Genomic DNA, 14,027 nt, shown 5'->3' on the forward strand with positions numbered 1-14,027 from the left:
GCTTATTTCTACAAATTCTTTTTTAAGTAATCACTCGTCTCTACTTCCTTTTGATAAGATGATAAAACAGCTTTCCATAAACTAATCAAATGATTAATTTTTTATAAAACCTATTTTTTAATTGCATTTAAAATAATCGTTTCTTTTATTTGCCTATCGGTTTTGTAGAGTAATGGTTTGTTGCCTACAAAATTTCTATATTGTTTTATTAATCAACAGTCATAAACTATTTCAAGAAATGAGCGATTACAAATTTGAAACTTTACAGCTTCATGCTGGTCAAGAGGTAGACCCAACAACTAATTCAAGAGCAGTTCCATTATATCAAACGACATCTTATGTATTTAATAATGCAGAACATGCGGCCAATTTATTTGGATTAAAGGAGTTCGGCAACATTTATACTCGATTGATGAATCCTACAACGGATGTTTTTGAAAAAAGAGTAGCCGCTTTAGAAGGTGGTGTTGCAGCTGTAGCTACAGCTTCTGGACAGTCTGCTCAGTTTTTGGCGATTACTAACTTATTAGAAGCTGGTGAAAATTTCGTTTCTTCATCTTTCCTTTATGGCGGTACATATAATCAGTTTAAAGTACAATTTAAACGTTTAGGCATTGAAGCAAGATTTGCTGAAGGTGACACAGCTGAAGCATTTGCAGCTAAAATAGATGACAAAACTAAGGCGATTTATTTGGAGACTATTGGCAACCCTGAGTTAAGTATTCTTGACTTCGAAAAAATTGCTGATGTTGCTAAAGCACATAAAATTCCAGTAATAGTAGACAATACATTTGGTGCAGGTGGTTATGTTTTCCAACCATTAAAACATGGGGCGAATATCGTAACAGCTTCTGCCACAAAATGGATTGGCGGACATGGTACATCTATTGGTGGTATTATCGTAGACGGTGGTAACTTCGATTGGGGTAATGGTAATTTCCCAATTTTCACTGAGCCATCAGAAGGATATCATGGATTAAAATTCTGGGAAGTATTTGGTGAAGGAAACCCATTAGGACTTCCAAATATTGCTTTTGCAATCAGAGCAAGAGTAGAAGGTTTAAGAGATTACGGTCCTGCCATTTCTCCATTCAACTCTTTCCAATTGATTCAAGGTTTAGAGACTCTATCGCTTAGAATGGAAAGAATTTGTGATAATGCTCTCAAATTAGCTTCTCATTTAGAGCAACATGAATTAGTGGATAAAGTGAATTACCCTGGTTTGACATCAAGTAAATACCATGAGACCGCTAAAAAATACTTTAAAAGAGGTTTCGGAGGTGTGTTCACATTTGAAGTGAAAGGTGGATATGAAGCGGCCAAGACTTTCGTTTCAGAACTTCAATTGGTAAGTCACCTTGCCAACGTAGGTGATGCGAAAACATTAGCCATTCATCCGTCTTCGACAACTCACGAACAATTAAGCAAAGAAGAGCAAATTGCTAGTGGTGTAACAGAAGGTATGGTACGTATCTCTACAGGTTTTGAGCATATCGATGATATTATCGGTGATATTGAACAAGCTTTGGCAAAAACGGCAACAACTGTAGTTTAAGCTTAAGTTTTTAATATATACAAAAGGTGGTCTGTAGGAACGTTGTAATAAAACATTCATACAGACCACCTTTTTTAATGAGTTCTTCTATGTATATTATTTTTCTTTCACATCAAAGATTTCATTCAAGAATGAAAGTACTGTCGAATAGAATAAACTAAAAACAAAGGCCAACCCAAAGGAATCTACATGAAACCCTGAAAAGAAATGCCCTGCCAAATAGAAGATAATTCCATTAATCACTAGAAGAAAGAGACCTAGTGTCAATACCGTTAAAGGTAAAGTAATAAGGGTAATCAGAGGTTTTATAAATGCATTTAATAAACCAATGATTAGTGCTGCAATCACTGCATCACCATATCCCGTAATGATCGTAGATGCTCCAAATGCTTCTAAAATCCATGCACATACCAAAATTGCGATACCTGCTACTAATGTTCTAACAATAAATGCTTTCATTATTTTACTTTTTTAGCTCGAATTTCCTCAAAATAAAAATCATGATTAGGAACTTCAAACGTGATTCCTGTAACGTTATTCTGATTATCAGTAGTGAAATTTACCGTACCTAATGTAAACCAAGGACTCGTATTTTTCCACTTCAATTCGAATGTATTATAATGCCAATGTGCTAAATCTGCATTTAAGAAACTCTGATGCTCAAATGTCAAACTTAGTTGGCCATTCACTAATTCAACTTTAATATCGCCATTTAATTTGGAATGATAAACACCTTCGAAGTTTTTCAAATTTAAAGTGGGCTTTGTTCCCTCCACTTTACTTTCCCTCATTTTCTCTACTCTATCATCTTTCACGAATCGTTTATTTGATGACTCCAAGTAAAGTTTGCTATAATCTTTTACTTCCTTCATTCCTAACATCACATCAATGGCATAGTTCGATGCTGCAGATATAGGCGATTTTAACCCATTCGTTAATACAATCACTCCCAATTGTTGATCAGGGATCATATTCACCATCGTGATCATACCATCATAACCACCTGAGTGAGAAACTCTCAAATTACCATGATAGTCCTTTACACCCCATCCTAAACCATAACCAGAAAAGTGAGTTTCCATATGTGATTTTGTCAAGTCCGATGTGTAAGGGTTTTGTATCTTCCATAATTGGTTTCTTGATGAAGCTGAAATCAGAGTATCCCCATTCATGATTCCATTTTTCATATTAAAATCCAACCATTTTGCTAAATCCTCAACAGACGAAATCAAACCACCTGTTGCGGCAATTTCTTCCCAATTTGTCCATTCAATTGGAATATTCTTGGTATTATTTTCTAAACGGTGAGGAGTGGCATAGTTCCCTTTCTTGTCTAAGTTTTTTAAAGAATAAATCGTTCTATCCATTCCTAAAGGATCCAATATTCTTTCTTGTACATTTTCTCCCCAAGTTTTACCCGTCACTTCTTTGATTAACTGACCAGCGGTAATAAACATAAGGTTAGAGTATCCGAATCCATCTCTTAGTTCAAAACTTTGAGGAACATACTTTATTCTTTTAATAATTTCTTCAGATGTATAATCTGATTGATACCACATAATATCTCCCGAAAAAGTACCTAAACCTACTCTATGAGATAAGATGTCTTTTACCGTTATCAATTGGGTGATCATAGGATCGTAAACAGCAAAATAAGGCAGATGATCCACCACTTTATCCTCCCAATTCAGTTTACCTTCGTCCACTAATTGAGAGATCATTGTTGCTGTAAATCCCTTTGATATACTTGCAATAGCATATAAAGTTTCCTTATCTGGAGTTTCCTCTTTACCTATTTCTTTCGTTCCGTATCCTTTACTAAAAATTAGTTGTCCGTCTTTAATAATACCCACCGACATAGAAGGCACTTCCCAATCTTGAATTATTTGAGAAAAATAGGCATCGATTTTCTTTACTTCTTTCTTGTATGTTTGTCCGAAAAGTTGAAAATGACACAGAAGTAATAAGAGGCTGTAATAGTATTTTTTATTCATTTTGTTTATATGTGTATGATGAGTTTTTCCTTCCTACAAATAGAAGTAAACTACTCCTCAAAATATATGATAATGTGAAAATAATTAATGTTTTGAGATCTTTCGTAATTCCTATCAAATAAATATCTGAATTAAATATGTATTAAAAAGGTATGTCTTCTTCTTTAAAAAATTGAGGGAAGTCGTTCTTTGTCTTCAATAATTTGATTTCGCATTCCAACGTTTTAGAATTCAAATCTTTCGCCTTACAATAGGTAATTAAACCCTCCTCACCTTTATCTATCACCAACATGTTTCCTTGATTGATAGGCGACTTCTGAGCACTTTGTACAGGTAAAATCACACCCAAAGTTCGGTTTAATCTACAAAAGTAAGAAAGTACAAATCGGGTATCATCAGATGGTGCATCTTGTACTAAGATGACTCTATTTGATAAACAGCCAACTAATTTAGAACCTTCTATATAACGGTATTCGTCATAGGTAATTCCAGGAACAAAAGGAGAGATCACACATCTATTTTGTTGATGATGTATATCGTCTAATGGTTCGTATTTGGTGTCTAGACCTGCTGAAGCCACACCAATAAAAGTCCCATCAAATTCTTTTAATACTTCTACAGTCACCCCCCTTTGTTGATTCAAAACAAGGGTAATTTCTTCTTCGGTACAGTATGTTCCAATCCTTTGACTTACAATTTGTCCGTGAGCATCAGGCTTTGTTGTACCGATAATACCAACTGTATACTCATTCAATAATTTGTAGTTTCCTACTGTAAAGAGCACCGACCATAAATTATGATTATTCTTTACCGATGCTGGAAAATCTTCATCTAAAAAATTAAGGATATGAATATTATAATCAGTACACTTTTTTTCGATAGCTTTTGCCTTTTCAATTGCTGAGTTTATTTCATCAGAGGTCACTTTTAGTATTCTATTTGTTTTTTCTAATACATAGGTGATGCCCTCAAAGACTGAAGTTGTTTCGTTTACAGCCTCCAATAATTCCTTTTCATATCGAAATAAAAATTTATGGCTATACCCTTTGATGTTCAAAAAAGACAGAATAATACTATTTAAATGATTCATAAAATTGGATTATTGTAAATCAATATTTAACAATTTGTTCACAAATACATATAAATATTTGTTTTTTAAAAGCTTTTCATATTATATTGCAGTGGGTAAAGAATCATAGGTTAGTCACCTATCAAAAAATTAACTAGTTGAATCCATATGATTCAGCTAAAAGCATCTTGATTTTCAGGATGCTTTTATTTTTTTCCAAACTCTACAATTTCGCCTTCTTTTACAAATTCCAATTTTTCAAAAAGTCTTACAGAATCATCTGAAGCATGTGCTACAACATTGTTCACTCCCAAAGCTTGAGCAGTATAAAGGGCATGCTGAATTAGTTGAAAACCTATACCTTGTTTTCTATTTTCCTTTAAAACAGATAGATTGTAGATTCCTGCAGTTGTTGGTTGATCCGGTTCTATGAATAACTCAATTACACCAACAGTCGCTTCACCATCAAAATAATTAAACATTAGACTATTATTCTGATCTAAAAGAAACTCTGAGGCTCTGTTATAGTAGTGTAGGACTTCTACATCAAAAGGATCCCAATTATTGGCAATTACGAAAGCATGATCGATAATATCTTGCTTCTGTTTTGTTCTACTAATCTTTGACGATGGCTTATATTCAGTAGTCTCCTTAATATCTAATGAAAGCATTACACTGCTGTCATTTCTTATCATATCTAGTGTATCAAAAACCTCTAAGCCTTTATCTGTAATATCAGCACCGTCTATCCAAACACAAGGAACTCTTAATCGATTATCAATAAATGACAATCCTTCTTTTAAAGATTCTGCCGTAAAATTCTGATCTTCAATATGTATTATATTGAATGTATCACTTTTGAAGCCACTATCAATATAAGTCAAAGAATCACCTTCTAAAACCCTCATTAAAGAATGATGTTGAGGGATGAAGTTTGCATGTTTTTTGAAATTTAAGTTTACTTTATTCATATCTTAATCGCAGGTAAAAGGGTAAGTCACACTGGTTTGAGGATTATCTTGATTCCTCTCCCAATCTTTAATTTCTTTTTCAAGTTCTCTTTTTATAATCGGATTATCCTCGTAATTTATCAATGAACGTCTATGACTCTGCTTTAAATAATCACGTATCCAAGCATTTACAGAAGAATCATTATTTACTACCTCCAAGGATGTTTCATTACTAATTCTTTTATCATTTATACTAATGTCGTAATTCCAATTGTCATTCAACATCAGTACTTGTTTGATAAACTCAAACGATGGATTTGTTTTGAATCTCAACCTACGATAACCTTCCCCTTTAGGAGAGTTCAACTCTTCAAAATCTACTTTATATCTTCTTATAAAAGGCACCTGAAATGTATTTATATCTATTTCTAAAGAAAATGGTTTCTCATAGTGGTGATGTACCGGTTCTGGAGGTATAACACCCACAAAACTTTTTAATATAATATCCATCTGATGATTCATCTTCTCAATAAAATATTCATAGGCCCGAAGATACTTCGCTTTATCTTTAAATACCGAAACATTGGCCACAAATTGATTCGATTTTATAATAGTTTTAATATTGTTTAGATTAACTACTGCTAAATCGTTATACCTTATTTGTTCAGTAACTCGATTTGAATCGTCAACTCGAATACCTATCAGATACATATAGCTGTATAAATTCTCCCTCAACCTTATGGGAATAATTTTTTCGTGTTTTATTTCGCCAAAATCAGATTGATGTTCAATTTCGATAATCTTCTTATCATCTATACTAATAAGAATATCATCAAACCAATCCAGCCAATTTTGAATAGAATTCTTAGAATGGGTTAATTCGAAATCAATATTCTTTAAATATAAATCTGGATTCTCCGTTAAACGGGTCTTTTTTTCTAGATTCATCTTTAGATTTTTCAATCTAAAAACTTCGATAATAGTATTGATTTTCTCTTGTTCCACCTCTAATTGGTAACCAATATATACTCCTTTGTCTGCCTCAATAAGAATATCTTTTTTTCTTCTCTGCACAAAACCATCAAACTTTTCAGATTGTTGGGCATACTCTTCGTTGTTTAGAAAAATTTTTTTTGAAGTTAGGCCATACTCTTTTTCTAACTTCTCAACATATCTTGAAAACATCTTATACAATGCTTCTTTAGAAGAATAAACGTAATCAGAATTTTCTTGATACCCTTTTACTAAATACTTTAAATCAACATACAGAACTTGATAATGTGAATCGTGTATTAACTTTTGTAGAAACTGGATAAAGTTCATAATAAACTAGCAATAATATATTTATACGACAAAAGTAATATTTCAATATTGGTATACCAAAATAAAAAACGATAACAAAAGTTATATTAAATAGCTGCATTACAATGTTTTGTAAATAATTTTTAATAATAAATGAAATCCTGAATTTGTCTTCTAATCATTCCATAAATTTGTATTTAAGGAACAAAACCAAAAAAGATTTTGTGACTATTTTTCTTTACCCAACTATTATTGTTTTTAAGCCTGATAGGCAAAAAAATAACCCTACCGATATCGGTAGGGTTTCTTTTTTATTTTGAATGATGATGATGTTGACCATGTTCACAACATCCTAACTCCTTAGGCAAGGAGACGTTGGGTTTAGTGTTATGAGACATATCTGGTGTTTCAGATTTTTTATAAGTGAATTGACCATCCATCAAAGTAGCTTCTACTTTAATATCAGCGATATCTCTTAACCCTACCTCAAAAACATTATCTTCTAAGATTACTAGGTCAGCATATTTGCCTACTTCAATCGATCCAATTTTATCTTCCATTCTTGCTTGCCATGCTGGGTAAATTGTAATGGCTTTTATCGCTTCTACCACTTGCATTGGTACTTGTGAAGGAGGAAAAGCTACCGATTCCTCGTTTTGAGGATCTTGTAAAGTCACTGCTCCCTCTACACTAAATAATGGATCTAAAAGATTTACCGGTGATGATGGAACGTCTGCACTAACACTTAAATTATGTCCTTCGTGAACAGGTAACTCTGTGTACTTCATATAGTAGTTATTTACTCTATACTCTCCCATAAATTTATAGGCATCTTTGGCTTGACCACCCCAATCCGATCCAAATAAAGGAGTAGTATTCACAGGGATCTTCATATCCAATACTCTTTGATGATCATCTGGGTGTGTCCAGAAATAATGTTGTAAGACATTTCTATTCTCATTTCCCTCAGCCCTAGAAGCTTCGATTGCATCTATAGTATAACGTGTAGTTGCAGTACCATCTACGTGAACATGAACATCTAAACCTTTTCTATTCGATTTTAAATGGATTTCCATCAATTTATCTTTTCCAACTCCAGAAACACCTCTTGAATCTACATTATTAAATTTTTCAAGCATTAATGAAGTATTAGAATTCCAGTTTCCTTCAGGATGTATTTTAATACCATGTAAACGAAGTTTATCTGAATCATATTTATTTTTTAACGCTACTGCATCAGCAACAAAATCATCTACATCAATATTCGCATTCTTATAAACGTAATTTTGAAACGTTCTTAACTTTAATTCTCCCTTCTTATCTAATGAATCCAACAATTCGAAAGAATATCTCATGTCTTCTTTAAATAATGGAAAGTTCATTAAGTTTGGTGTAATTAAACCTTGATTGATTACCGAAGTTAAACCACAAGAAGCTGCTTTATTGTATAGAATTTCTTGGCTTTCTTTCATCATTTTTTCAGGGTTCCAAGCACCCGCTTTAATAAAAGCGTCTAACCAAATAATTTCCACTCCAACACCTTCTGGAGAACCGTCAGGATTTCTTCTCCAATAAGACATGCCAGGAACAGTGTCTTCTGAATCTTTCGTAACACCACCTGCTTCCAGGCCTTTGGTATTAAACCACATATCGTGAATAGTAAAGTCGAAGATCATTGCAGGACGGTCTGACACAACTGAATCTAATTCCTTCGCTGTTGGCCATCCACCATAGGCATCTTTGTTCCACCCGTAACCAAACACAATTGGTTCGTCTGGATTTTGCTCTGCATATTCTTTGATCATTCTAAGATAATCCTCTTTGTTTTTGGCTTCGAATAAAGACACCCCTGCCTTCATCCAATTCGAAGAGATTAAATGATCGTGGCCACTTACAAAACCTGGCAACATCATTTTACCTTTTAGATCAATCACTTCAGTTTCATTATCAATATAGTCCTTAACTGACGCTGAAGTCCCAACAAATAAAATCTTATTTTCTTTAATAGCTACTGCTTCAGCCCATGGCTGATCATCGTTTACTGTATAGATTTTTCCATTTAAAAATACTTTATCAGCTATTTCTTTTTGCTGATGAATAAATGAGAAAAGAAATATGACTCCCGATATCAAAGAGAGAATACTGATACTTTTTAAGATAGATGTTTTTTTCATTTTCAAGAGTTTTTTGTGTTCACTCTATAAAGGGCAAAGAAGAAATGGAAACCCTATCTCTACATCAAAAAAATAAATTTCTCGTATAAACTTGTTTGTCAGTCAGTTAAAATATAAATATTTTATAAAAAAACAATAACATTTTACTGATTATCAATTAATTGTTCTCATTTCAAATCCGGACATGGTGTGCTACATTTGTGGTATAGATAGAAAAAGTCGATTATAAATAGTTACCAGTGTGTGGGTAAACTATGTTGTTTGTCAGATTATCCAAATAAGACATTGTACTCACAATGCTTTATTTTTTATTATTTACAAAACATAACCAATAAAAACAATGATTGCTAAAGTCAAATATCATCTCAAGGATTATCGCGGCATTATATCAATTGTTTGTAAAGTGACCGACACTAAACAAACTATATTACGTAAAGCCCGTGCCTTTTTAAGACGATCTGGACATGAAGTTGGAAGTATCCAAAGTCTGGAAATTCAAAGTCGTGCTTGATGTTTCTAATCAAGCAATTTCATTATTTATTAAAAGAAAAGAGGCCGTTAAAAGCCTCTTTTTTTATTCATACACTCCCATCAAATTCTTTAGTTCATTTTCTTTGACAATCACATTCGATTTTGCCTTTAAAATGAGTGTTGTTGTTTCTAGCACTTTCTCTTGGGTATCGGCATAATCTTTAAAGCTGATTAAACCATTTTCGAAAGCATCTCCTTTAATTTTAATTTCTCTTTGACGGAACTCCATGGCCTTTTGAGCAGTTTGAAGTACCGTTAAAGCATTCTTTAATTCCTGAAGTTTTGTGGTAATCTCTTGATTTGCCTCACGTTTGGTTTCATCCATCTTCACTTTTGCTTGTTGCACTTGAAGTTTAGAGATTTCTACATTTCTTTGTTTATATCCCCACATCACCAATGGCCAAGTCAAAGTAGCCCCAACAAACACATTGGACTGAGGTACTAAAGGTACGTTGGCAAAATGGAACCCTTGCGCGGTTAGCGTAATATCTGGAATATGTGATTTCTTATTGTAATTTAACCCGGCTTGTGCTTTGTCCATCATCAAAGATGATTCTTTCACTTTGTAGTTGTCGGCGATTAGAGTACTATCAAAAGTGACTCTCGCAATGAGATCTGCCACCTCAGTGGAGTCATATTTTACATCCATCACACTCCAAACAGAATCTTGAGGGAAATTAAGCACCGTATTGAGTTGCATTCTATATTTATCCCCATCAATTTTTGCTTGTTGCTGTTTTGACTCATGATCCAGCAGGTCAGCATTCAGCCCTAAAACATATACATCTAAAACTTCTCCTGCTTCTACACCATCGTTTACCTGTTTTAGTTTTTTACGAATCAGTTCAACCTGATCGTTGTAAGCGTCCACCTTGGCATCTTCTATAGCAATTCCTACATATAATTTAGATACTCCTTCCCTAATTTTACTTTCTACCTCACCGTACTTATTCATAACAATATTATAATCGACTTGCTTTACATCGCTACCCGATTTAATCTTAAATAATTGAGTGATGGGCTGATAAATACCCAAATTGGCTACACCGATAAAACGGTTACTTTCCGGAAGGGTGAATTGCGTTCCCAAATCAATTGGTGGAATACCTCCAATTAATGGCAAATCATTGATACTAATATTTACATCAGTGGTTCTTTCGGTATGATAGTACCAAAACACCCCACCATCCAACATCACTTTTGGCAAATAATTGGAAGTAACCTGATCTACTTCTAATTTCTTCTTCTGTGCCTCAATCGTAATCAACTGCAATTGTTGATTATTTTCTTTTGCGATATTCACACATTCATCCAAAGATATCGTGGATTGTGCATTTACATCAATCATAGGCAGACAGCACAATAAAATCAATAATGCCCCACCTTTATTGATGTGATTTTTTAGAAACTCAGTTTCACCGTATTTCCAATACAGAACAGGAATGGTTAGTAAAGTCATAAACATCGAAAATATTAATCCTACTGCAAGTACCGTTGCCAAAGGAGCCCACATAGGTGATCCTGAAATTATCATTGGAGTCACCCCAATTGCCGCCGCCATTGTAGTTAAGAAAATAGGTCTAATTCTACGTTTACCGGCACTTCTTGCGGCTTCTTTAATTCCCATCCCTTCTTTCACCACCAATTCATTGGCAAAGTCCACTAGAATAATGGAGTTCCTCACGGATACACCAATTAAACTGGCCAAACCAACAAAGGCTGTAAACCCAAAAGGATATCCTGAAACCAATAAACCGAAGAACGCTCCAAAGACTGACAATGGAATGGCAGCAAGCACAATACCTACCTGATTTAGTGTTTTAAATTGGAAAAGAATCACTATAAAAATGATCAATAAACAATACACCATCACTTGGTTCATTTCTGCGAAGGTCTCTCTTTGGGATTCATCCTCACCACCTACTTCAACTTTATAACCTTTTGGTAATGGATATTCATCAATGTGCGTTTGTATGGTTTTCAACATTTCAGAAGGTAACACATCACTTTTTGTTTGTGATTCTACTGTAATAGTTTTTACGCCATTTCTATGTTTGATATTTGAAGGCAACCAAGTTGGTTCTATCTCTGCTATCTGCATTAATGGTACGCTAGCACCCGATAATGGACTACTGATATAATAGTTCTTTATGGCTTCTATATCTTGATTTTTAATCCCTTCGTCTTGTAATATAATTGGCAATGGAGTGTTCCCTTCCCAAATACTTCCTACCGTTAATCCATTATAAGCCAAAGCCAGTTCTCTAAGGATTGTCGATTCAGAAATACCTAACTGATTGGCCACATTCTTATTTGTATTTACTTTTAAACTCAGTTGATTTTCATAAACATCGGTTGTTACATTATACGACAACTCTGAATCTCTCATGATGCTGTCCATATCAGTAGCAATGGCCAATAATGTAGCATAATCTCTCCCTTTGATTCTGATTTCTATAGGTGCCTCATATGGAGATCCTTGTTGCATCTTCTTCACCTGAACCAATACCTCTGGGAATTTATCAGGTAGTGAGTTTTCTAATTCAGAAACCCACTCCTCTGTAGCTTCAATAGAGACCGTATTGATAAGTATCTGCGATAAATTACTTTGAGGGAACTTAGGAGCGTAATTGTAATAGAATCTAGGCGAAGAGGTCCCCACGAACGCCGCATAACTATTCAATTTATCATTTCCTTGAATCTCCTTTTCAATCTCTTTAGTGATACTATCGGTTACTGCTAAAGCGGTTCCTTCTTTTGCTCTAATTTCAATGACAAACTGATTTCTTTCTGCATAAGGGAACTGTTTCTGCTTTAATAATAGATAAAGTGATCCACCAATAATTACGGAAACTACAGAAAACACCATCAACAATCTTGGGTATTTAAACGATAAATCGATGCTCTTATCAAAGAATGCTTGAAGGTAATCCAACATGGATTTTTTATCGTCGGCTTTCTTTTCAAATTTCTTTTTGATGAATGTATAGCAGAGGTAAGGCGTCAACATCATTGCCACTAAATAACTGGCATTAATGGCAATTGCCACAGTGATAGGCAAAGATTGAATAAATTCGCCCACGGCACCTGATAATGTGATTAATGGAAAAAACGAACCTGCGATAGTTAGACCTGCTGTAAATACCGGAATTTTTAGTTCGTCCGCTGACTTCCATGCCGCATCATATGCAGGCAAACCTTCTTCTAGTTTCTCTACGTAATTATCTGCAATCACAATGGCATCGTCTACTAACATACCAAGAACCACGATCAATGAGGCCAATGATACTTGTTGAAGCTGTATGCCTATACCATCTAAAATACCGAAAGTAAATGCCACCGTTACAGGAATGGCTAAAGTGGCGATTAATGCAACTCTAAATGGAAGCAATAATAGTATGACTATAATTACAGAGACAATGGCTATAAAAAACTCTCTGATAAAGTCGTTGATACTGTCTTTAACGTTCTCTGGCTGATTGACGACAAAATCAATTTTCACATCACTTGGTAGACCCGTTTCAAAATCAGAAACCATGGTTTCTACTTCCTCTCCAAAATCTACAATGTTATAACCGTTTTGCATTTCTAACGAAATCAGAATAGATTCAGTGCCGTTGACACGAATTTTTTGCTTCTCTTCCTTTATCCCTCTTTCTACTGTTGCAATATCCTTTACACGAATCACTCCACCATTTGGGTCTTTAGCTATCACTTGGTTCTCTATATCGGCTTGAGTCGAAAATAAACTTCCATGTACAATACCTATATTCTGACCATCAGCTTTTACTTGTCCACCAGGAACCACGGCATTTTCAGCCCTTAGTGCTGCAAATATTTGAGGGGTATATATTTTATATTGACTTAGTTTTCTAAAATCAACATTGATATAGTAACACTCTTCTTTTCCTCCCAGCTTCTTCAACTTAGAAAGGGATGGAATCTCTCTTAATCGATCACCTAATTGATCAACATAATTCTGTATTTCTCTAGCATCCCTTTTGTCCGATTGGAAAGACATTAATAAGGCGACTGTATCCCCAAAATCAGATTGTACAAAAGGTCCAATTACTCCTGCAGGAAGTTCAGCTAATCGAAGTTGAGTCAAAGAGTGTTGTAGTTTAGACCAAAAGATATCTGCATTGGTAACATAATCCTGAAGCTCTACGACAATATAAAGTACCCCTTCTCTAGAATTACTGTGTGTCTTTTCTTTGTTTACTTCTTCAAAACTAAATAACAGGTCCTCAATTTTATCCGTGACTTGTTGTTCTACGTCGGTGCTACTTGCCCCAGGAAATGCAGCTACCACTAAACCTTCTCTGATATTAAACTTTGGATCTTCTCTTCTGGGCATTGTTTGTAATGAAAAGACCCCATACATCACAATTAGAAATGTGATGGTAAGGATAATCTGTTTATTATCTAATGCACTTTTTACAATCGACATAT

At 34.3% G+C, this 14,027-nt stretch carries 8 protein-coding genes; 1 reads left to right on the plus strand and 7 read right to left on the minus strand.

The genetic code is table 11. From position 1 onward, the window contains the following. The first annotated feature begins 238 nt into the window (after window positions 1-238). Window positions 239-1,555: an O-acetylhomoserine aminocarboxypropyltransferase/cysteine synthase family protein gene (locus KMW28_RS21130; RefSeq protein ID WP_169662372.1), complete on the plus strand. Its 1,317-nt coding sequence runs from the start codon at window positions 239-241 to the stop codon at window positions 1,553-1,555. Between the two features lie 96 nt (window positions 1,556-1,651). Here the strand turns inward: KMW28_RS21130 and KMW28_RS21135 are convergent, their stop codons facing one another. From KMW28_RS21135 to KMW28_RS21165, 7 genes are all read right to left on the minus strand, one after another. Beyond that, window positions 1,652-2,014 carry a phage holin family protein gene (locus KMW28_RS21135; RefSeq protein ID WP_169662371.1) on the minus strand — a complete coding sequence of 121 codons (363 nt, stop codon included), beginning with the start codon at window positions 2,012-2,014 and terminating at the stop codon, window positions 1,652-1,654. Beyond that, a complete protein-coding gene (locus KMW28_RS21140; protein WP_169662370.1) occupies window positions 2,014-3,549 on the minus strand; it encodes a serine hydrolase in 1,536 nt (511 codons plus the stop codon). The genes KMW28_RS21135 and KMW28_RS21140 overlap by 1 nt, the downstream gene beginning before the upstream one ends. Window positions 3,550-3,691: 142 nt before the next feature. Then, a complete protein-coding gene (locus KMW28_RS21145; protein WP_169662369.1) occupies window positions 3,692-4,639 on the minus strand; it encodes a DNA-processing protein DprA in 948 nt (315 codons plus the stop codon). Between the two features lie 185 nt (window positions 4,640-4,824). Continuing rightward, the gene (locus tag KMW28_RS21150; RefSeq protein WP_169662368.1) at window positions 4,825-5,589 is read right to left on the minus strand and encodes a GNAT family N-acetyltransferase; all 765 of its coding nucleotides are present in this window, start codon (window positions 5,587-5,589) and stop codon (window positions 4,825-4,827) included. Between the two features lie 3 nt (window positions 5,590-5,592). Then, window positions 5,593-6,891 carry a hypothetical protein gene (locus tag KMW28_RS21155; protein WP_169662367.1) on the minus strand — a complete coding sequence of 433 codons (1,299 nt, stop codon included), beginning with the start codon at window positions 6,889-6,891 and terminating at the stop codon, window positions 5,593-5,595. A 290-nt stretch (window positions 6,892-7,181) separates the two neighbouring features. After that, the gene (locus tag KMW28_RS21160; protein ID WP_169662366.1) at window positions 7,182-9,044 is read right to left on the minus strand and encodes an amidohydrolase; all 1,863 of its coding nucleotides are present in this window, start codon (window positions 9,042-9,044) and stop codon (window positions 7,182-7,184) included. 574 nt (window positions 9,045-9,618) lie between these two features. Continuing rightward, window positions 9,619-14,025: an efflux RND transporter permease subunit gene (locus KMW28_RS21165; RefSeq protein WP_169662365.1), complete on the minus strand. Its 4,407-nt coding sequence runs from the start codon at window positions 14,023-14,025 to the stop codon at window positions 9,619-9,621. Window positions 14,026-14,027: the final 2 nt, after the last annotated feature.

The sequence above is a fragment of the Flammeovirga yaeyamensis genome, from assembly GCF_018736045.1.
GTDB lineage: Bacteria > Bacteroidota > Bacteroidia > Cytophagales > Flammeovirgaceae > Flammeovirga > Flammeovirga yaeyamensis.